17 protein-coding genes are annotated in these 21,557 nt (G+C 56.2%); 11 read left to right on the top strand and 6 right to left on the bottom strand.

Annotated features, from left to right (window positions below; translation table 11 throughout):
* Window positions 1-13: 13 nt before the first annotated feature.
* Both PSR62_RS02490 and PSR62_RS02485 read left to right on the top strand, forming a co-directional pair.
* The gene (locus PSR62_RS02490) at window positions 14-2,695 is read left to right on the top strand and encodes a secretin N-terminal domain-containing protein (protein WP_274406255.1); all 2,682 of its coding nucleotides are present in this window, start codon (window positions 14-16) and stop codon (window positions 2,693-2,695) included.
* Complete coding sequence (locus PSR62_RS02485; protein ID WP_274406254.1) at window positions 2,692-4,257, top strand: proprotein convertase P-domain-containing protein; 1,566 nt, start codon at window positions 2,692-2,694, stop codon at window positions 4,255-4,257. The genes PSR62_RS02490 and PSR62_RS02485 overlap by 4 nt, the downstream gene beginning before the upstream one ends.
* Window positions 4,258-6,824: 2,567 nt before the next feature.
* On the opposite strand, the gene PSR62_RS02480 is transcribed toward PSR62_RS02485, so the two are convergent.
* The 4 genes from PSR62_RS02480 to PSR62_RS02465 all read right to left on the bottom strand — a co-directional run bounded on the left by PSR62_RS02480 (window position 6,825) and on the right by PSR62_RS02465 (window position 11,060).
* The gene (locus PSR62_RS02480) at window positions 6,825-7,220 is read right to left on the bottom strand and encodes a hypothetical protein (RefSeq protein ID WP_274406253.1); all 396 of its coding nucleotides are present in this window, start codon (window positions 7,218-7,220) and stop codon (window positions 6,825-6,827) included.
* Window positions 7,221-8,075, bottom strand: coding sequence for a succinate dehydrogenase iron-sulfur subunit (gene sdhB / locus PSR62_RS02475; protein ID WP_274406252.1), 855 nt, complete (start codon window positions 8,073-8,075; stop codon window positions 7,221-7,223).
* A gap of 73 nt (window positions 8,076-8,148) precedes the next feature.
* Entirely contained in the window at window positions 8,149-10,158 is a 2,010-nt protein-coding gene (gene sdhA, locus PSR62_RS02470) for a succinate dehydrogenase flavoprotein subunit (RefSeq protein WP_274406251.1), read from the bottom strand.
* Window positions 10,159-10,199: 41 nt separating this feature from the next.
* The gene (locus PSR62_RS02465; protein WP_274408318.1) at window positions 10,200-11,060 is read right to left on the bottom strand and encodes a succinate dehydrogenase cytochrome b558 subunit; all 861 of its coding nucleotides are present in this window, start codon (window positions 11,058-11,060) and stop codon (window positions 10,200-10,202) included.
* A gap of 488 nt (window positions 11,061-11,548) precedes the next feature.
* Between PSR62_RS02465 and PSR62_RS02460 the strand changes: the two genes are divergently transcribed.
* The 7 genes from PSR62_RS02460 to PSR62_RS02435 all read left to right on the top strand — a co-directional run bounded on the left by PSR62_RS02460 (window position 11,549) and on the right by PSR62_RS02435 (window position 17,843).
* Window positions 11,549-12,520: a UDP-2,3-diacylglucosamine diphosphatase gene (locus PSR62_RS02460; RefSeq protein WP_274406250.1), complete on the top strand. Its 972-nt coding sequence runs from the start codon at window positions 11,549-11,551 to the stop codon at window positions 12,518-12,520.
* Between the two features lie 193 nt (window positions 12,521-12,713).
* Entirely contained in the window at window positions 12,714-13,277 is a 564-nt protein-coding gene (gene rfbC / locus PSR62_RS02455) for a dTDP-4-dehydrorhamnose 3,5-epimerase (protein WP_274406249.1), read from the top strand.
* Window positions 13,274-14,500, top strand: a complete 1,227-nt coding sequence (locus PSR62_RS02450) for a class I SAM-dependent methyltransferase (protein WP_274406248.1) — start codon at window positions 13,274-13,276, stop codon at window positions 14,498-14,500. The genes rfbC and PSR62_RS02450 overlap by 4 nt, the downstream gene beginning before the upstream one ends.
* Complete coding sequence (locus tag PSR62_RS02445; protein WP_274406247.1) at window positions 14,497-15,609, top strand: DegT/DnrJ/EryC1/StrS family aminotransferase; 1,113 nt, start codon at window positions 14,497-14,499, stop codon at window positions 15,607-15,609. The genes PSR62_RS02450 and PSR62_RS02445 overlap by 4 nt, the downstream gene beginning before the upstream one ends.
* A 75-nt stretch (window positions 15,610-15,684) precedes the next feature.
* Window positions 15,685-16,353 (top strand): formyltransferase family protein, encoded by a 669-nt coding sequence (locus PSR62_RS25630; RefSeq protein ID WP_443217346.1) that lies wholly within the window; start codon window positions 15,685-15,687, stop codon window positions 16,351-16,353.
* A 1-nt stretch (window position 16,354) separates the two neighbouring features.
* Window positions 16,355-17,080, top strand: a complete 726-nt coding sequence (locus tag PSR62_RS02440; RefSeq protein ID WP_274406246.1) for a WbqC family protein — start codon at window positions 16,355-16,357, stop codon at window positions 17,078-17,080.
* Window positions 17,067-17,843: a cephalosporin hydroxylase family protein gene (locus PSR62_RS02435; protein ID WP_274406245.1), complete on the top strand. Its 777-nt coding sequence runs from the start codon at window positions 17,067-17,069 to the stop codon at window positions 17,841-17,843. Before PSR62_RS02440 ends, PSR62_RS02435 begins: the two co-directional genes overlap by 14 nt.
* A 100-nt stretch (window positions 17,844-17,943) precedes the next feature.
* Here PSR62_RS02435 and PSR62_RS02430 read toward each other — a convergent pair whose 3' ends face one another.
* The gene (locus PSR62_RS02430) at window positions 17,944-19,005 is read right to left on the bottom strand and encodes a GDP-mannose 4,6-dehydratase (protein WP_274406244.1); all 1,062 of its coding nucleotides are present in this window, start codon (window positions 19,003-19,005) and stop codon (window positions 17,944-17,946) included.
* Between the two features lie 81 nt (window positions 19,006-19,086).
* Window positions 19,087-19,911 (bottom strand): glucose-1-phosphate cytidylyltransferase, encoded by an 825-nt coding sequence (rfbF, locus tag PSR62_RS02425; RefSeq protein ID WP_274406243.1) that lies wholly within the window; start codon window positions 19,909-19,911, stop codon window positions 19,087-19,089.
* Here rfbF and PSR62_RS02420 point away from each other — a divergent pair.
* Window positions 19,911-20,195: a hypothetical protein gene (locus PSR62_RS02420; RefSeq protein WP_274406242.1), complete on the top strand. Its 285-nt coding sequence runs from the start codon at window positions 19,911-19,913 to the stop codon at window positions 20,193-20,195. The genes rfbF and PSR62_RS02420 overlap by 1 nt on opposite strands.
* Window positions 20,192-21,451 carry a glycosyltransferase family 2 protein gene (locus PSR62_RS02415; protein ID WP_274406241.1) on the top strand — a complete coding sequence of 420 codons (1,260 nt, stop codon included), beginning with the start codon at window positions 20,192-20,194 and terminating at the stop codon, window positions 21,449-21,451. Before PSR62_RS02420 ends, PSR62_RS02415 begins: the two co-directional genes overlap by 4 nt.
* Window positions 21,452-21,557: the final 106 nt, after the last annotated feature.

The following is a 21,557-nucleotide window of genomic DNA, read 5'->3' as shown; positions in this document are numbered from 1 at the left end:
AGCTTCCAGTCTCATGAACAATGCATTGAACTTCCCAAAGCGACGAGTCGCTTTGGATGGATGCTTCTCGTCGCAAACCGCGTCTGACGGTCGAGAGACCACACGTCACGGTCGAGTCCTGAGCAAACGCAAACAGCGTGTTCGTGCGGCGATCGCTTTGGCGGCCCTGGGTGGAATGTGGATCGGCAGTGGCGCTGCCGCACCTCTTTCCAGCCAATGCTTTGCAGACGATGTGATCGAGCCAACGCCAGCAACTGCCGTCGAGGCCCCCGCAACACCGGTGGCTTCGCAAACCGCGACGCCGATTCGATTCTCGTTCAATGGTGTGCCTTGGCGTGAAGTCATTCAGTGGTTGGCCGATGAAGCGGACTTGGCATTGCACATCAGCGAATTGCCGCCGGGCAGTTTCACCTACACCGACAACAGCGAATTCACGGTCCAAGAAGCGATTGACCGAGTCAACCTGTTCTTGATCTCCGAAGGGTTCACGCTGGTGCGCAGCGGTCGCTTGCTTTCGGTCATCGACCTGACCGATCCGCGTGGCGTGCAACAACTGGAAACCTTGGCCGAGTTCATCGAAGCCGAACAACTCGTCGAGAAAAAGCCTCACGACGTCGTCAAATGCATCTTCTCCCTGGGTGAGATCGATGGTGAAGACGCGGTGCAAGAGTTGTCAGCGTTGAACTTGATGACCAATCCCACGGTCCTCAACAAAACCAACCAACTGATCGTCACCGACTCCGTTGCGAAATTGAGGAGCGTTCAGCGTGTTCTGTCGGCGTTCAAGATGGACCACATGGACAACGGCACAATCGTTCAATCGTTCCAGTTGCAACACGTCACCGCGGAAGATGTGTTGACCGTCGCTCGCCCGCACCTGGGGCTGGCCACCGATGAAATGATCGGGATCGATGTCAGCTTGTCCGCCGACCTGGGCGGCAACAGCATCTTCGTCACTGGCATCGAAGACAAAGTCAAATTGTTGGAAGGTCTGGTCAAAGCGGTGGATCAACCCGACGCGGCAAGTGCCACCTCCAACGAACCCATGCAGCTTCGCTCATACCTGGTTCCTGGTGGCAACGTTCGCACGGTCTACAACGTGTTGCAGACGTTGTTGTCAGGCAAGACCGTTCGTCTTTCCATGGATGACGATGCGGGCACCATTGTCGCGTTGGCGTCAGCTGAAACCCAGCAGGAAATCAGCCAAACGGTCGAGCAACTTCAAACCGCGGAGGATGAATTCGAAGTCATCCAGCTGAACTCGGTCGACCCCAGCTACGCGATCAGCTTGATCGATCAGATGCTGGACCTGCCGGACGAGTACGCCGATCCAGATGAAATCGATCCAGACACGCCACGAATCGATGCGGATCCAGGCAATCGACGCCTGTTTGTTCGCGGCAAACGACATCGCATCGACCAAATCAAAGCCATCGTCGAAGGCCTTGAAGCGGGCAGCGTCTCGAGCGATGCCAATCAAGTTCGTGTGCTCCCCTTCAAAGGCAAGAACGCGGAACGTCTGCTGGAAACCGGTGCCAAATTCTGGCAGTCCGCGAACCCAGTGATCCTCTATCCCGGCCACGAGTCCGATTCACCCAGCGTGCTCGAACGCGTTCCCAATGACGACGATGCAGGTGCCACCGAGAGTTCGGATCCCCCGCCCAGCCAGAAAGCTCTTGAACTGACCAGCAAGCGAAATCTGACCGCCGAGCCCGCCGACGCCCGGTTGCTGACAACCGTCACGCGATCGCGATCTGAACCAATCACTTGCCAGATCACGGCGCGGGGATTGATCCTTCAGTCCGAAGACACCGATGCCCTGGACGAGTTCGAACAGCACTTGCGTTCACTCGGCACATCCATGCAGCCAACATCGTCACCACCGATTGCGTTCTATCTGAAGCACATTCGGCCCGATGACGCGCTTCGAATGCTGGCTGAGCTGCTCGAGGGCGGTGAAGCAGCCAAAGAAGGCGAAGCCGGAACACTGATCAACGGGACCATGACCTCCGTTTCTTCGGGCGGTTATCTGGGAAGCTTCCTGACCACTCGCGATGGAACAATGACCTTGCTGTTCGGTTCGATCACGATTGTTTCCGATTCGCGTTTGAATCGACTGATCGCGCAGGGATCCTCGGACGACGTCGACCTGATTGAGAACTACCTCAAGATCATCGACAAAGATCGTAGCATCACGACGGTGCAGACCTACGGAACTTCGCAGGTCATCGAACTCAAGCACACTCGCGCCGCCGATGTCGCGGAAGCCATCCAAGAAGCCTACGCCAGTCGCGTGGCGGAGGGTGCTGGGAAAGCCAACGCGGCTGCCGGTGGCGGAAACGACGCCGACGCACGCGACGCGGCTCGCAATGGTGACAATCGCGGCAACTCGAAGAACCCACCCAAGAAATCGGCTTCCCAAGCCGCACGTGACCTGGAACCGAAGATGACTGTGGCCGTTCACGAAGCCAGCAACTCCCTGATCGTGACCGCACCGCCTCAATTGTTCGCCGAAGTCGAAGCACTCGCCCAAACGATTGATTCCCGTGGCGAACAAGCGGTCGAGGTCATCATCCCCAGTAGCGATGAAGTGATGGGCGAAGTGCTGCAACAGGTGCTCGGTGCCTCCACCATTTCCACTCGCCGGTCGCCAGCCCCCTCACGCGATCGTTCGCGAGACCGAGGAGGCCGATGATGCGAATCCACTGGAACGCCAGCATGATCTCGCGGTTGGTCCCGTCTTTGCGTCGCACGGCCTTGCGAGTTGCCTTGCCGGTCTCGATGGCGACCATGTCCTTCGCTGTGATCTCCGATGGCAATGTCGCTCACGCTCAATCAGGGCTTCGCGAATCACTGGAGCGACTCGACCGTGACCAAGATGGCGACATCGAACCAGAAGAAATCACGGCCCTCGCTCGCCCTTACCTGGAACGCGTGGCCGAAGCACGCCGAATGGATTTGAATCGAGACAACTCGATCGAGCGTTGGCAAGAAGCCGTGCGGATTTATCACGCTTTGCAAAATGGCGTTTCAGCCCGAGAAATTGCCCCTGAAGCCGACATCACCGTGCGTCCCTTTGGCGCTCTCGACGATGAACCCATGGTTCCCGAGTTCGGTTTGGGCGAGATGAAATTCCAATACACCGCGGATGACTATCGGCAAGCCGAACGCACGCTCGCGCGCAGCGATCGCAATCGCGATGGATTCCTCGATCGTCGTGAAGTCGAACGAACCGACTGGAAATTTCGCGATCCTTTCGAAGAGGACTACGACAAAGACAACCGGCTCAGCACCATCGAATTGGCGCAGCGCTACGCTCGCCGACGCCTGCTGTCCGACGCGTCCAGTGAACTGATTCGGAAACGCCGGCGAGTTGGCAGCGAGGTTCGAACAACCGAGCCTTCCCGGCGTGTTGACGACTCGCGATCGTGGCGTCGGGACCGTCGCTACTACCTCGCCTACACCGTGATGGAACGATTCGACAAAAACCGCAACGGACGTCTGGAAGCTAGCGAAACCGTTGCGATGGGGATCCCGTTTGGTCGCATCGACCTGGATCGCGACGGCGAAATTTCTCGCGACGAACTCAACGTGCACCTGCTCCAACTCCAGGAAAAAGAAAACCAGGACGCGGAAGGTTTGCCACCGTGGTTCTTTGAACGCGACGCGGACGGTGACCAGCAAATTTCGATGCCCGAGTTCACCTCGGAATGGACGCCTGAGTTGCTGGCCGAGTTTGAGTCGTATGACCAGAACGCCGATGGTTTGCTCACCAAGAGCGAACTTGCCGGATCGACCACGTTGATGGGCGGCAACTATCGCAATCAAATGGCTTCCGCCTTGCCACCCCGCAAGACCGTCATCTCTGAAATCTTCATCGAAGAAGACTACGTGATTGCAGACATCAACCTGCAATTGTCGATCACGCACACGCAAGATGAATCGCTCGACGCCTACTTGGTCGGTCCCGACGAAACGAAGATCGAACTGTTCACCAGCGTTGGCGGGCACGACGATCACTTCGATCGGACGCGATTCGATGACGATGCACAGATTCCAATTACCAAAGCTCGCCCACCGTTCGAAGGCACGTTCATTCCCGAAGGCCGGCTCAAGAACCAACCCAGTCTCAGCTCATTCAACGGAAAAAGCGTTCAGGGGGCCTGGCAACTGGTCATCGTGGGAACACGGAGCGAGCGATTTGGACTGCTGCACAACTGGAGCCTCGACATCACACCGGACACGTCGAAGCCCTGAGCCGAATGGCACTTGCTTCACCCTCCCTGAGGTCGTGCTGTTTATCAACGCCGCTCTTCAGCGTGCTTTCACATGATGTACCTCTCCCGAAACGAAGTTTCTGGGAAGCGACGCCGTTCAGGCCTACGCGAGTGAGGGGACAGGAAAGCCACGGAGTGGCGACAGGTGATCGGGGCGTGTCCCAGCTGTCGTCGCTCCGCGACTTGGTGGGCGTGTTGAGATGTGGATGACCTTGGGTTGAAACCCAAGGCTATCGGCTTTCGTCGCTCCGCGACTGGTTTGGCGGGCACGCCGAAAGTTCAATCGCTACACGGGCATCGGGGATTTCATGCGGTGGCTTTGGGGTGGGGCTGGTCGGGTGTGCTGTGTCTGTCGGTTCAACCGCGGAGCGGTGATCGTTGATAGCCTCGGGTTTCAACCCGAGGATCGGAGTTTCGCGTCCGGGACAGGAAAGCCACGGAGTGGCGACAGGTGATCGGGGCGTGTCCCAGCTGTCGTCGCTCCGCGACTTGGGAGGCGTGTTGAGGCGTGGGTGACCTTGGGTTGAAACCCAAGGCTTTCGGCTTTCGTCGCTCCGCGACTGGTGTGGCGGGCACGCCGAAAGTTCAATCGCTACACGGACCTCGGGGATTTCAGGCGGTGGTTTTTGGGCGGGTCTGGTTGGGCGTGCTGTGTCTGTCGGCTCAACCGCGGAGCGGTGATCGTTGATAGCCTCGGGTTTCAACCCGAGGTGGGAGTGTCGCCCCCGGGACAGGAAAGCCGCGGAGTGGCGACAGTTGTTCGGAGGGTGTTCCCTGATGTCGTCGCTCCGCGACTTGGGAGGCGTGTTGAGGCGTGGATGACCTTGGGTTGAAACCCAAGGCTATCGGCTTTCGTCGCTCCGCGACTGGTGTGGCGGGCACGCCGAAAGTTGAATCACTACACGGACCTCGGGGATTTCAGGCGGTGGTTTTTGGGTGGGGCTGGTTGGGCGTGCTGTGTCTGTCGGCTCAACCGCGGAGCGGTGATCGTTGGCAGCCTCGGGTTTCAACCCGAGGTGGGAGTGACGCCCCCGGGACAGGAAAGCCACGGAGTGGCGACAGGTGTTCGGAGCGTGTTCCCAGCTGTCGTCGCTCCGCGACTTGGGAGGCGTGTTGAGGCGTGGGTGACCTTGGGTTGAAACCCAAGGCTTTCGGCTTTCGTCGCTCCGCGACTGGTGTGACGGGCCCGCCGAAAATTCAATCGCTACACGGACCTCGGGGATTTCACGCGGTGGTTTTTGGGTGGGTCTGGTTGGGTGTGCTGTGTCTGTCGGTTCAACCGCGGAGCGGTGATCGTTGATAGCCTCGGGTTTCAACCCGAGGATCGGAGTTTCGCGTCCGGGACAGGAAAGCCGCGGAGTGGCGACAGGTGTTCGGAGCGTGTCCCCAGCTGTCGTCGCGCCGCGACTTGGGAGGCGTGTTGAGATGTGGATGACCTTGGGTTGAAACCCAAGGCTTTCGGCTTTCGTCGCTCCGCGACTGGTTTGGCGGGCACGCCGAAAGTTCAATCGCTACACGGGCATCGGGGATTTCACGCGGTGGGATTTTGGGTGCGGCTGGTTGGGCGTGCTGTGTCTGTCGGCTCAACCGCGGAGCGGTGATCGTTGGCAGCCTCGGGTTTCAACCCGAGGTGGGAGTGACGCCCCCGGGACAGGAAAGCCACGGAGTGGCGACAGGTGTTCGGAGCATGTTCCCAGCTGTCGTCGCTCCGCGACTTGGGAGGCGTGTTGAGACGTGGATGACCTTGGGTTGAAACCCAAGGCTTTCGGCTTTCGTCGCTCCGCGACTGGTGTGGCGGGCACGCCGAAAGTTGAATCACTACACGGGCGTCGGGGATTTCACGCGGTGGGATTTTGGGTGGGGCTGGTCGGGCGTGCTGTGTCTGTCGGTTCAACCGCGGAGCGGTGATCGTTGATAGCCTCGGGTTTCAACCCGAGGATCGGAGTTTCGCGTCCGGGACAGGAAAGCCACGGAGTGGCGACAGGTGATCGGGGCGTGTCCCAGCTGTCGTCGCTCCGCGACTTGGGAGGCGTGTTGAGACGTGGATGACCTTGGGTTGAAACCCAAGGCTTTCGGCTTTCGTCGCTCCGCGACTGGAGGTGGTGCCGTTTTCTGGTGTCGCGCTTGGTTGAGTTTCTGCGGCAAGCACCGAAGTTTCGGGGAAGCGACAACTAGGTCGAGCGACGCCGTTCAGGCGTCGGTGAGGGCGGGGGCGGGAACATGGAATCGCGGCGGGCAATGCCGCTCCCCCGGGAAACTCGCTGGAATCTCGCTTTCCGACCCCGCCCGTTGCCAACGGGCGGCGTTCGCAACTGTGATGCACAACCCTTCGAAACGGCACGACCTCCCGAAAGGAGGCAGACCGCAAGGTCTGTTGCCCTGAGAAGTTAGAAGCTAAGCAGGTCGGATGGAATGATCAGGTGCAACCATCTGAGCCGTTGGCGTTAGCCACGGTTGTACGTGGGAGCAACGACGCTACCCAAACCATTCCAAGTGCTGAAAGACTCCTGCCGAACTGCTTAGAAGCTAAAAAACACTTCGCTTCGATCACTTTGACGGGTCGTCCACAGCGTAGGCCTCGATCTCGAATGGGTTGCCGCGATAAGCGTCGCGGCCCATCAGCTTCAATGCCAAGGAAGCGGTGAGATAGGCGGCCAAGAAGAACGGGCCCCAGCGTTCGTACTGTCGCACGTGAACTCGCTCGTGCCGCCGAGTCCGTTCGAGATCCGCGAGCGTGCAGCCCAGCACAACGTGGCCGAGAGTCATCGCCGCGGCGGGAACCGGCATCGATCGCAGGCCCCTGGCGATCCACCGCCCGTGGATTTCAGCAACGCCTGCAACCCACTCAATGCGGCCCCCCAGCAACAGCCCAATCGTGATTCCGATCAGCGTGTTGGGAGCGGCCCAGAGATATCGCAACCAGCGAAACCGCAGCCAACGCAATTACTTTTCAAACCACGTCTTGATCGCGTGCAGCGTCGTCGCGCGCCCGGCACGTGCGATGGAAGTGGTCAGCGGGATTTCCTTGGGGCAAACGGCCACGCAGTTTTGAGCGTTCCCGCAGGATGCCAGGCCACCGGGGCCTTCCAACGCATCCAGTCGCTCGCCAGCCAGAACTTTTCCGGTGGGATGGTTGTTGAACAGCATCGCTTGCGAAATCGCGTGCGGCCCCACAAACGCTTCTGAGTACGCTTCTTTTTCGCGAGCTTCGAACTCTTCGTTCGTCTCGCCTGACTTCTGGGTCAGTTCAATCTTGTTGTATTGAGGACAAGCTTCCACGCAGCACCCGCAGCTCATGCATTGGCTGAGCGGGTAGTTGCGTTCTTGGTCGTCCCGCAGAATTCGCTCGCCCGGACCCATGTTGAAATAGCTGTCGACAGGCACCCAAGCTTTGACTCGTTCCAAACCTTGGAACAACCGAGCCCGGTCGACGATCAGGTCACGGACAACCGGGAATTTGCTCATCGGCTCCAGGACGATCTCGTCGGCGTTGTCCGCCAGCAAACGATCCACCAAGGCACTGCAGCTTTGGCGAACGCGGCCATTGATGACCATCGTGCATGAACCGCAAACCTCTTCCAGGCAACCACAATCCCAGGCGACGGGAGTGACTTTCTTTCCGTCACGGTTGGTGGACTGAGCCGCGATCCGTTGCAGAACGCTGATCACGTTCATTTCGGGCTCGTACTTGATCTTGTGAAGTTCCCAGTACGGAGCTTTTCCGGGAGCATCCTGACGACGCACGCGAACGTTGATGAACTCGGGTCGTTTCTTAGTCGAAGGTTCGAGAGCAATCATCGGTGGAAGAATTCAAAAGGTGGTTGAGAGGCGGTGCGGTGAACAAAGCAGTTGGCTGGAAACGTCGGAGAACTCAGTTGGTTCCCACCAACCCAGGCCCTGATTGCGACTGAGCCGCTTTTTCGGCAGCTCGTTCGTTCCAGACTTGTTCGATCTCCTCGGCACCAACCAATCCGTACAAACGCGGGCGGGGTGGGATCAACGACGTGTCGACATCTTCGTAGGCAAGATCAGCTTGGTTGGTGCTGGCGTTCCAGGTCGCAACCGTGCTCTTGAGATACTTTTCATTGTTGGCCTCGAACGCATCGCACCAAGCTTCCGCTTGACGACGTCGTTCAACAGGATCGTCCGAAGTCAACGAAGGCTTCTTGAAGTCCGGTTTGTAGTGAGCCCCGCGACATTCGTCACGCTGCAAGGCACCTTTCAGCAGCGCCTTCGCCAGCGGGAACATGTCCTGCAACGATTTCGCGAAAATCACGTTTTGGTTGGTCCATGAGCCAGTGTCGGCAAGCGAAACTTTCATCGCTCGTTCGTGCAGCTCGTCGACCTTTTGAATGGCTTCTTCGAGCTGGTCGTTGCGACGAACCACGGTTGCGACCCGAGTCATCAAGTCGCCCAATTCTTGGTGAATCAGGTACGGGTTTTCCTCGCTACCCACGTTGCCGTGGAGCAGATGATCGTGGCGATCTTGCTGCGTTTTCACCGCGGAATCGAGCAGCGATTGAGGCACATCGGACGCACCCGACTCTTGCGATGCCGAGTAGTTCATGATCGACGAACCCGTGAACAACCCGGTGAAGATGCACGACAGCAGCGAGTTCGCACCCAAACGGTTGGCACCGTGATAGTGGTAATCACACTCGCCAATCGCGTACAAACCATCGATGCTGGTCATGTGGTTGCGAGGGGCTCCTGCTTCCAACCCGCCCTCGTCGCTTTTGACGTAATCCGCCCACAAACCGCCCATGCTGTAGTGAACCGCAGGGAAGATCTTCATGGGCTCGTCGCGTGGGTCGACGCCCTGGAATTTCTCGTAAATTTCGAGGATCCCGCCGAGCTTTCGATCCAACTCGTGACGGGGGATGTGCGTCAAATCGAGGTACACACACATCCGATCGTCTTCGACGCTGAGCCCTTCATTGACACAGATGTCAAAGATTTCACGGGTGGCGATGTCGCGGGGAACCAAGTTGCCGTACTCGGGGTAACGCTCTTCCAAGAAGTAATAGCGATCCGCTTCTGGAATGTCGCGTGGGCCGCGTGGGTCCTGTGGAGTGCGCGGCACCCACACACGTCCGCCTTCGCCGCGAGCCGATTCGCTCATCAGTCGCAATTTGTCGGCACCCGGAATCGCAGTGGGGTGAACCTGGATGAATTCCGCGTTGGCGTACTTGGCACCGTTCTGGAAACAGCGACTGGCAGCACTGCCGGTGCAGAACACACTCATCGTGCTGCGACCGTAAATCAGGCCGCAGCCGCCCGTGGCAACCACCACCGCATCGGCTGGGAACGCTCGGATTTCCATCGAGACCATGTCCTGAGCGACCACACCGCGGCAACGACCGGTTTCGTCTTGGATCGGACCGAGGAAGTCCCAGAATTCATGTTTGTTGACGTTGCCTTCGACCTCTTGGCGACGGACTTGTTCGTCCAAGGCATACAGCAACTGCTGCCCGGTGGTCGCTCCCGCAAAGGCAGTCCGCTTGTACAGGGTTCCGCCAAACCGGCGACGGTCGATGAAACCTTCCCCGGTACGGTTGAAGGGCACGCCCAATCGGTCCATCAACTCGATGACCTTGGGAGCCCAGAAAGCCATCTCTTTGACAGGCGGTTGGTGATTTAAAAAGTCACCCCCGTAAACCGTGTCGTCGAGGTGCTTCCACTCGTCATCGCCAAGCTGCCGGGTCGCATCATTGCAGCTGTTGATGCCGCCCTGAGCGCACACGCTGTGCGAACGTTTGACGGGGGTCAAACTGATCAAGTCGACTTGGGCGCCCAGTTCGGTCAACTTCATTGTCGACGCCAAACCGGCCAAACCACCCCCAACGACAACCACGCGGGTGGGCGAGTTGGATTGTGCCATGGAACGTTTCCTTCAAAGAATCAAAATGGGTGGTTGCAAACTTATTCAGTGGCCGCGTCGTCGCTGGAATCGGATGCTTCAGCGACATCGGATTCTTCGGCTTCGACTTCAACGGGAGTTCGTTTTTCGGGCATGTCGTAAGCCAATCCGGTTTCCTTGGCAGCTTCGTACATGATGGCTTCTTCCGCTCTCGCCTGAGCGATGTCGTCGGTGTCCATCCGAACCGCGGCCCACCAGGCCGATGTTCCAACCACAGCCAAAATCACACCGAATACAGTGCACACTTTGGTGGCACGCTCTTGAGCCTTTGGCGAAATCCAGAACCCCCAGGTGATTCCCGCGGTCCAAATGCCGTTGGCCAGGTGATAAACGGTCGCCAAGACACCAGCCAGGTAAAACGCTGGCCAGACGTATCCCTGCATCGCATTGCCCAGCGACGAAGCGGCGTTGTACGGGTCAAAGCTGGCAAACCCGAGGGGCTCCATGATGGCCAGCCAAAAACCGGCGTGGAACCAACCGTGCAGGTGCAACACGTGAGTCATCAAGAAGATCAGGGCGATCAAACCCGTCCAGCGTTGCCAGACGTAGCGCCGATTGCCTGTGAATTGATAGTTGCCCAGATTTGATTTGCCCGTTCGGATGATCCAAACGCCCAAGATCGCGTGGAACAGCAACGGCGCGAAAATCCCGCCCCATTCCACCACGGGGAGCAATTCCCCCAGGCTGTGGATCATGAAAACCGCTCTTTGGAACGTTGCCGTCCCGTTGAGCAGGCTGGCGTTGGTGGTCAAGTGAATGACCATGTAAACGCCCAGCGGCACAATCCCGGTCAGCGAATGCAGTCGTCGAATGGCAAATTCGTGACGCAGGAAAAACGATTGCGAACGAGTGAGTTCAGACACGTGGGTCCAGGTCTTCTTGAGGTGGAAACTGGCCAATCTGAGAACCGCCATTCAACGTCTCAGGCAACGCACAAAAGCGTTTTCTCATCGGTTGAATCGGCTCAACCCCCGAAGTTTACGCCTTTGGGACAGTTCAGCCTAGAGAGCCGTGGCATTCCTTCTCCGCGGATGCGACCATCTGTCGCGAAAGTGTCCCCCTGCCGGGCCAGTTTGTGTTGAGAATGCGCACACCCCGTCACTCACGCCAAAGGAGTCCCGCAGCAACCGCCAATCACGTGTTTTTCCACCGAACCCTGCTCAGAATGTACCCTGAGCGGCCGCAAACCTCGGGAACCGTTTCGCCGATACCAAGCCGCCATGGATTATTTCGTGAATTGATTTCTTCTTTCGAATCATTGGCACTCGACTTTTGGCAGCAGTGGTTATCCTGACGACGAACATGTTGACCTTCGTTTGGCGACCTTCGTTTGGCCCGATGGACCACCCTGTTGATCACTTCTCTGCCCAACCAATCGTCGGCCGTCCTGTCGCCTCGCGGCACGCGACCAGGCCCCTCTTCGCGATCCGGCGTGACGCCTGCGCCCGCAACGCGAACGATTCGGTCGATCTTCATCAGCGATGTCCACCTCGGTTTGCGACATGCCCAGGTCGATCGCTTGCTGGAATTCCTGGACAGCCACCAACCTGAACATCTGTACTTGGTCGGCGACTTCATCGACGCTCGCGTGCTGCACATGCAGCCGTATTGGCCGCCAATCTACGACCGCTTGCTGAATCGCTTGGCCGAACTGGCCGCGGAGGGAACCGCGATTCGCTACACGCCGGGGAATCACGACGACTACCTGCGGCACGCGGATTGGCCCGCGATTGCCGAGTCCGAGGACGTGACCGTGAGCGAACAATTCGTCCACGAAACCGTCGATGGGCGGCGAGTGGTGGTGCTGCACGGCGACCAATTTGACAAAGTCGAACGCCAAGCCCATTGGCTTTCGCTGATCGGCACCTTCCTTTACACCCTGCTGCTGACCGCCGACCGAGCGATCAACCGAGTGCTGAAGTGGCTGCGAATGAAGCCCCGTCGAATCAGTCGCTACTTGAAACAGACCACCAAACGCATGGTGCAGTGGGTCAGCGGATTCCAATCCAAGGTCCGCCAACACGCCTGTGCCAACGATTGTGATGCGATCGTTTGCGGTCACATCCACATCCCGACGGTGCGACGACTGAGTCCCACGTCAGACCACCCCGACGCGAAGCGACCGCTGTATTTCAACTTGGGTGATTGGGTCGAAAACGCAACCGCGATGGTCGAGTATGGAAACGGCGAACTCGAGCTGATCGACTTCGACCACCCCGATCGGGTCCCACCGGTTTCCACCAACACCCCATCGCAAGCCACCGACCAGCTCACCCCCAAAGCCGCCGCCATCAAACGGCACCTCTTCACCGGCATGGGCTGAGTTGTTCTGACGAAGTGTCAGCATGATTGAACTGGCACGCAAAACCGTTACCTTAGGCGGAAGATTCACCCTCTGCGAGGTTTGCAACGCGATCCGCCGATGATCGCCAACCGCTTGGCAACTTGGCGTCAGCAGGTCGAAAGATCGGCGTCACGCCTCTGGTGAATCATCCAGGATGGAGCCTCGGAAACCCATGACCAATCGCTTTCAGATTCACACGACGCCACTCGAAGACTTGAATGTTCTTGAGCGAAAGCCGATCGGTGATCACCGTGGTTTCCTGGAACGAATGCATTGCAATGCGGACCTTGAAGAGCTACTCAATGGTTCCACGATCGTCCAAATCAACCGGACGCTCACTCAGCAACGCGGCACCGTTCGGGGAATGCATTTTCAACAGCCGCCTCATTGCGAAAAGAAGATCATCAGCTGCCTACGCGGTGAGATTTTTGATGTTGCCGTCGATTTGCGTCCTGACTCAGAAACGTATTTGCAGTGGCACGGAGTCACACTCAGCGAATCCAATCATCTTACATTCTTCATTCCGGAAGGATTCGCTCACGGGTTTCAAACTCTGACCGATGACTGTGAATTGCTGTATCTGCACACCGCGTTTTACCACGCAGAATCAGAAGCAGGTCTCGATGCGACGGACCCAGACTTGGCCATTGATTGGCCGCTGGAATTGGCCCAACGCTCTGACCGCGACAACCGCCTTCCGAAACTTGACGATGGTTTCAACGGAATCCAACTATGAAATGCCGACATTGCCATCATCCGCTGACGCTTTCGTTTGTCGACTTGGGCAGCGCCCCGCCATCCAACGCCTATCTCACGAAGGAATCACTGCTATCGCCGGAAAAGTGGTTTCCGTTGCGTGTCTTGGTATGTGATCAATGTTGGTTGGTTCAAACCGAAGACTTCTCCAATGCAGAAGAGCTGTTTGATTCCCAGTACGCGTATTTCAGTGGTTTCTCAACCAGCTGGCTGGCGCACAGCGAAAAGTATGTTCACGAGATGATTGAGCGGTTCTCGCTCAACCAGAACAGTCGTGTTGTCGAGGTCGCCGCCAATGACGGTTACCTGCTTCAGTACGTTCAAGCGGCTGGTGTCCCCTGTCTCGGCGTCGAGCCCACGGCGAGCACTGCCCAGGCCGCTCGTGAAAAAGGGATAGAAGTCGTCGAGCGCTTTTTTGGTGTTGAACTCGCGACAGAACTTGCTGGACAAAACAAGCGAGCGGACCTCACCGCGGCGAACAATGTTCTCGCACATGTCCCCGATATCAACGACTTTGTGCGTGGCTTCAGCATCCTTCTCAAGGACGATGGCGTCGCGACCTTCGAATTCCCGCACTTGGTAAAGCTGGTACAGGAAAGTCAATTCGACACGATCTATCACGAACACTTTTCCTACCTCTCACTGACTGCCGTGCAATCGGTGTTCGAATCCAATGGCCTGAGCGTGTTTGATGTTCAGCAACTCAGCACACATGGAGGCAGCCTGCGTGTGTTCGCCCAGCGTGCAGACACGGGACAACGAGCAAAAGGTCCTGCGGTCGATGAACAGCTTGAAACAGAAGCAAAGCTTGGGCTCGCCACGGCCAATTTCTATCTCGGATTTCAACAGAAAACCAATCAGGTCAAAGACGAGTTCATTCGTTTCCTCATTGATGCCAAAAAGGCAAACAAAAGTGTGGCGGCCTACGGCGCTGCAGCCAAAGGGAACACGTTGCTGAACTATGCCGGCATTCGCCCCGACTTGATCCAGTTTGTTGTCGACCGCAATCCTGCAAAGCAAGGCAAGTTCATGCCTGGCAGCCGAATTCCAATTGTCGATGAAGATAAATTGCGTTCAACCAAACCCGACTACATCGTCGTCCTTCCTTGGAACCTCATCGACGAAATCGCAATACAACTCGACTACACGCGGCAGTGGAACGCCCAATTAGTGAGCGCCATCCCGAACCTGAGGATCATATGAAACCTAGGATCCACTACACCAAACCATCCATCACAGATCTCGAGGTGCGATACGCGACAGACGCAGCCGAGAACGGCTGGGGCGCGAAGTGCTACGGATACATCAGTCGCTTCGAACAGGCGTTCCGAGAACATCTCGGTGTGGACTACGCCATTGCGACGTCCAGTTGCACCGGGGCGATCCACATGGGACTGGCGGCACTGGGAATTGGACCAGGCGACGAAGTGATCCTTGCCGACACCAATTGGATCGCCACTGTCGCACCGATCGTTCACTTGGGGGCAACACCAGTCTTTGTCGATGTTTTGAAAGACTCTTGGTGCATCGACCCTGAAAAGGCAGAGGGTGCAATCACCAGCAAGACGAAAGCAATTGTCGCTGTGCATTTGTACGGCAACGTTTGCGATATGCAGTCTTTGTGTGATTTGGGGAAACGCAAGAACCTCCCCATCATCGAAGACTCGGCCGAGGCAATTGGTTCGCAACACCGTGGCCGCCGAGCAGGAAGCATTGGGCATTTTGGAACGTTTTCGTTTCATGGGACGAAAACACTGACCACTGGTGAGGGCGGTATGTTTGTGACCAACGATGCTGACTTGTACGAGACAGTGTTGACGCTTTCCAATCACGGGCGTTCTCGCTCGCAGACCAAGCAGTTTTGGCCTGACATGGTCGGCTTCAAATACAAGATGTCAAACATTCAAGCGGCAATCGGATGCGCACAAATGGAACGCATTGATTCGCTCATCAGTCGCAAACGCGAAATCATGTCCGCGTACCGGACCGAACTATCGGACTTGGACTGGATCTCGCTGAACCCCGAGGACGAAGGCACGGTCAATGGAGCCTGGATGCCATCCATCGTCTGCACTCCGGAATCAGGCATCACCAGCGAACTGCTCGCCGAACGATTCCGCGCCGAGAACGTTGATGCTAGAGTGTTTTTTCATCCCCTTAGCAGCCTCGATTTCTTCGAGAATCAACCCCAGAACGTCAACTCATACGACCTGCCGAAACGCTCCTTCAACCTTCCCAGCTATCACGATATTGAGCTCGCTGACATCCAGCGTGTCGCATCGATTGTCCGAAACCTACATGCTGGTGCCTGAAACTGTCAGCGACTCCGCAAGGATAGAGCACCCAGCTATTCATCCTCCTATCCACGATCATTTTAATAAAGAATTATGCTGCGTTTCGGAATGATTGGGTCGGCAGGAGGAAGTTCTTTCTTCTCGGCATTGGACTGCATGGAAAGGAGTCAGACTGACGTCAGTGCGACGGTCGTTGTCAACCGAGCGTGTGGGCTATCTGACCGCTGCACGGAGCAATCGGTTCCGTGGACTAGAATCGCCTACACGAATCGTCAGTCATTCTCGTCTCGGTGCGCGGAGCATTTCCTCGGTGTTGGAATTCGGCATGTCATTCTTTTTTACGACCGACTGCTTCAGGCGGCTGAATTTGAGGCAGCAGGCATCCAGGTTTTCAACATCCACCCTTCGTTGCTACCATCATTCCCAGGGATGAATGCGGTGGAACAGGCCTATCGGCACGGTGTAAGAATGGTCGGCAGCACGCTTCATCGGATCGACGAAGGTGTGGACACGGGACCGATTGAGGCACAAGTTTGTAGTCATCTCACGGGGGCACACGGCTTGGGACGAGTGCAGACAATTAGCTACCTCCAGAAAACCTATCTTAACCTCGTTTGGTTTGATCTGCTCAGCAACGTTCAAACGAGAAGCGGTGTCGAGTGCAACCTCAAATTGATAGACTGCACAAGCCACACATTGGCGAACCCTTCAGTGCTTGAACGATTCAACGCACTTTGTTCTTTGACCCTTCCTGATAGCTAGCATGCGAACAGTTGTCATTTCGCAATCGATGTATTTCCCTTGGGTCGGCCTTCTGGAGCAAGTCCGGCTGGCGGATGCGTTCGTGCATTACGACGATGTGCAATACACTCGTGGCTCCTTTAGCAACCGAGTGCAAATAAAAACAGCGAGTGGCGTTCGATGGATGACAGTCCCATTGAAAGGCCATCGCCTTGGACAGTTGATCGACGAAGTGCAGATCGATTTGTCTCAAAATTGGCAGGCCAAACATCTGAAGCTTGTTGCAGACGCCCTCAAACAATGCCCATTCCACCACGATGCTGTCGAACTCATGAAAGCTACCTTTGATGAGTCTCCGCAAACGATTGGAGAGCTGTCTCGAGCATCGATTTTGTACCTAGCAAAGTACTTCGGTCTCGACAAAGGGACAGAATTCGTGCACTCCGATACCTTGGGCACTGCTGGGGGCGGTTCTCAGCGAGTGCTGGAGCTCACACAGAAACTCAACGGTAGCGTATACATCACTGGCCACGGTGCTAAAAACTACATGGATTTTGGCCTCTTCGAAGCCAACAGCATTGAAGTTCGCTTCATGGATTATCAATGTCAGGCTTATCCGCAACAATATGGTGACTTCACTCCGTTTGTGACCGGACTGGATCTCGTCGCCAATTGCGGCCGAGAAGGCACCACGCATATCTGCTCGAACACCACTCACTGGAAAGAGTTCACCGATGAATCCGCATGAAGAATTCGAACAAGAAGTTGCTCGCAATATCGAGTCCTTGGGGAAAGACGCTGACCTTTGCGCCTTGTCTCGTATTTGGATCCGTGAAATAACTCGTCACAACTGGGCGTACAACTTCAAGTGGCTTGGACGCCCGGCAATCCAATTCCCCAATGACACTTGGCAAGTCCAAGAACTCATTTGGCAATGCCGACCGGATGTGATCATCGAAACCGGAATCGCTCACGGCGGGTCGCTGATCTACAGCGCTTCCATGTTGGCACTTCTCGACTACACCGATGCGATTGAGAATGGTGAAGTGCTCGACCCGAAATTGCCAAAACGCCGAGTGGTTGGAATTGATATCGACATTCGGTCGCACAACAAGGAAGCGATCGAATCCCATCCAATGTCCAATCGAATCGATATGATTGAGGGGTCCAGCGTTGCTGACGAGATCGTCGAGCAGGTCAAATCAAAAGTGAAGGATACCGATCGAGTCCTTGTGCTGTTGGACAGCAACCACACTCATGACCACGTCCTCGCGGAATTGAACGCTTACGCTCCTCTGGTTACATCGGGAAGTTATTGCGTTGCGTTCGACACCATTGTGGAGGATATGCCAGAAGATTTCTTCGGCAATCGACCATGGCGCCCTGGAAACAGCCCAAAGTCGGCCGTCATGGAGTTTGTTGAGCAAAATCCCGACTTCACGATCGATAAATCGATCGACCACAAGCTGCAAATCTCTGTCGCGCCTTGTGGATATTTACGTCGAAAGTAGACGCTGATTTTGTTGGATTACCAGATCGCTTGTTCACTAAAGAACACCAAGATGAATGGTGATTTGGTCCGAATCTTCGAAACCAGGTAATGAACCACTTTTACGCGACTGCGGATCTTGAAAAAGCTTTGGTCGTCGTGGATCGTGACTTCAAGTTGCCTTGGAAGTAGTCTTCGTACCACTCAATGGTCCTGGTCAATCCTTCAGTCAGAGCGAAATCAGGCTGCCAGTTCAACAAGTTCCGAGCTTTGCTCGCGTCTAAGTATTGGTGCTGGATTTCATTGGATGCTTCCCCTAACACAACAGGGCGAAGCGATGAGTCCAGCGACTCAAGCACCTGTTCGACCAATTCCAAGACTGAGACTTGAATCTCCGTGGAGAGATTGAAGGCTTCGCCATTGAGTTCGGGTCGCTGAGCCATTTGCTCCGCTAGGTGCATGTAAGCGGCTGCGCCGTCTTCCACGTAAAAGTAGTCGCGTACAAACGAACCGTCGGAGCGGATGACGGGTGCCTCGTCACGCAAGACGGATCGAATGGTGCCCGGGATGATCCGGTTCCAATTCAGATCGCCGCCACCATAAAAGTTGCCGCAGCGGGTCACGCAGACCGGCAGGTTGTAAGTGTTCGCATAGGTTTGTGCGATCAAATCGCCACAGGACTTGCTGACGTCATACGGGTGCATTCCCGCCAGAGGTGTTTCTTCGGTGTAGGGCAGCACTTTCGCGTCCCCGTACGCCTTGTCGGATGAGGCCACGACAATTTGCTCCACCTTGGGGCTGCGGCGGCAAGCTTCCATCAACTTCCAGGTTCCGCCAATGTTGGCTTCAAAGGTTGAAACCGGATTGCGGTTGGCAATCCCAACAATGGTTTGGGCTGCCAAGTGCATGACGGTCGAAACCTCGTGCTCACCCAAAACACGTTCCAAGCATTCTTGGTCGCAGATGTCTCCGCGAACAACGGTCACTCGATCGAGGTCTCCACTTCGGGCGATCTCGGCATTGGGCGTCCAGTCACGGATCAGGCAAATGACATCGGCTTCCGCTTCGAGCAGTCGCTTCACCAACCAACTGCCAACCAACCCGGTCGCACCGGTCACCAAGACCGAACGGTCTCGCCAGAAACTTGCTTGAAATGTTGCTTTGCTGGTGCTGGAAACATCCATGATCTGCTCTTGAAAACTGAAGTCGGTGCGGGTGGGGTGACGTGGGGCTTCGCGGACGGACAACCCGTCGAGAAAATGGACCTAGGCGGCCTTGGCTTTGGTAGGCCCAATTCGCAACCGAGGCTCTTGCACATCGCTTCCCCATGTGCACCATGGTGCGCGACCTTCATCCCACAATCGCTGCAAATAGTGCTTGTCGCGGAGAGTGTCCATGCACTGCCAGAACCCGTCGTGACGGTACGCAGCCAATTGACCATCCGCTGCTACTCGCTCCAACGCATCCGCTTCCAGGCTGTCGCGATCGGATGACAAGTAGTCAAAGATGCCTGGCTCGAGGACCAAGAACCCACCGTTGATCCAACCCTCACCCGAAACAGGCTTTTCAGTGAAGTGATCGACGAAGTCGCCATTCATGATCAATCCGCCAAATCTCGCGGGAGGTCGAACGGCGGTGACGGTTGCCAATCGGCCGTGCGATCGATGGAAGTCCAGTAACTCCGCCACATTCACATCGCTGACACCATCGCCGTAGGTCAGTATGAAGGTTCCGGAATCCAAGCGAGACTTCAATCGCAGCAGGCGACCGCCGGTTTGGGTGTCGATTCCCGTGTCGAACAGATTGACACGCCAGTTCTCCGCCTCGGTTTCTTTGCGGGCGACCACATTGCGGCCGAAATCGATCGACAGATCGCCCGAAAGGTTGTACTGATCGAGAAAGTAGTTCTTGATGAAGTCGCCCATGTATCCACAAGCGATATGGAACTCGTCTTGGCCATGATGGGCGAAGTGCTTCATGATGTGCCACAAGATCGGGCGCCCTCCGATCTCGACCATGGGTTTGGGGCGACTGGTGGTTTCTTCCTGAAGCCTTGTGCCGAGTCCACCGGCAAGCAATACGATCGACATTGACCATTCCTTTAGTCATCGAAGCACGAGTGAGTTCCCATGCCTTTGGGCACTCGAATGTGCGTGAAACCTTAGCGATCCTCGCAGTTCCCAACAATACCGAAATTGCTGCGGCGAATTTCGTGTGCCATCGCTTCGACATTGACCGCTCCCCCGCGGGGTTGCTAATGAGGTCAGATCTGTTCCGTCTCAACGCCTTTGCTTGGTCGGATTTGCGTCGTGTCCACACTCATCGGGCAGGCGTTGCTCCCGAATATTCCTCGATCATTGAGAGTTCAAAGTGATCATTAGCCTCATCATTCCGACTCGAGAACGAGTTGAATATCTCAAGGAATCCATTCAAACTGCCCTCCGAGTCAAAGACGACCAGTTCGAAATCATCGTCAGCGACAATGCTAGCAATGACACCACGCAAGAAGTCATTGCCTCCATCCAAGATTCTCGATTGAAGTACGTCAACACTGGCGAACGAGTCTCCATGCGACAGAACTTCGAGTTCTCGCTCCAGCAATGCAGCGGCGACTACGTGATCTACATAGGTGACGATGACTGTTTCTTGGCAGATCAGTTCCCCTTTCTTCGTCGCATTCTAGAGCAACACACTCCCGATGCTCTGAGCTGGGATCGGCCCACGTATGGCTGGCCCATCACCGGATACGGCAAACACACGGGAAGTGTCAAATTTCAACGAAATAGCCTCTACGGCGAAATCGAGAAAATCGACTGCGACGAATCTAAACAGCGACTTCTGGCTTGCAATCTCGGTGCATTGGGCCCCAAGCCTGCCATCTACCACGGGTGTATTTCGCGGCGTTTCCTTCGCAGTATCGAAACTTCGGAAGGAGTTTGCTTTGCGAGCAGCAACCCGGATGTCTACGTGACTTATCAAGCGGTTCTACAAAACGCAAACGCTATGCATGTAGCTCACCCATTTACACTCAACGGATACAGTCCCGCTAGCACGGGTGGAGCACATCATTCCTTTAAAACCGGGGATCCGCGACGCCAACCCGCTCATTTGTGGCGAAAGGAGACCAAACAGGATCCGTTATGCGACGTCCTCGGCTGTACCTTAACGGTACCGCACGCGTTTTTCTCAACCCTGGAAACCATCCGCACAAATTCACCTCGCGAAATTGAGAAGCCTGACTACCGTGCCTGGTATCACTACGTTCTCAACTCGCCTCGGCCGGACGACTACGAAACCCAGCGAATGCTGGCAGAAAACATCGCTGCATACGCCGAACAGACAGGAACCCAAAAGGAACTCGCCGAAGCGGGGGACACAACTGTCGCCGTCGCCGGCAAAATTAAAAAATACAGCCAGCGGATAGAAAAACTTCGCACGATGATGCATCGCAAACGGATCTCGGCGGAAATCGATGGCAAGAACAACGCGCTGACTGCTGCGTTGACCTACGATCGCGTGCTGGGGGATGACTACGCCGGAATCCTGGACGGGAGTCGTTCCCGCAGTCTTTGTTGGAAAGCCGCCATGCAACGTAGTCGCGAAACGCAATCGATCGCCCGAGCCGCCTGACTACGAAAATCACAGCCTTGTAACGAAAACTCCCTTTGAGCTCATTGAACCCAAAGGGAGTTTTTATCGTTCGAGAAATTTGATTGTCGCTGGATCCGTCGATCCA

The sequence above is a fragment of the Rhodopirellula sp. P2 genome (genome assembly GCF_028768465.1).
In the GTDB taxonomy this organism is placed as follows: Bacteria; Planctomycetota; Planctomycetia; order Pirellulales; family Pirellulaceae; genus Rhodopirellula.
This window is presented reverse-complemented; position numbering and strand designations above follow the sequence as displayed.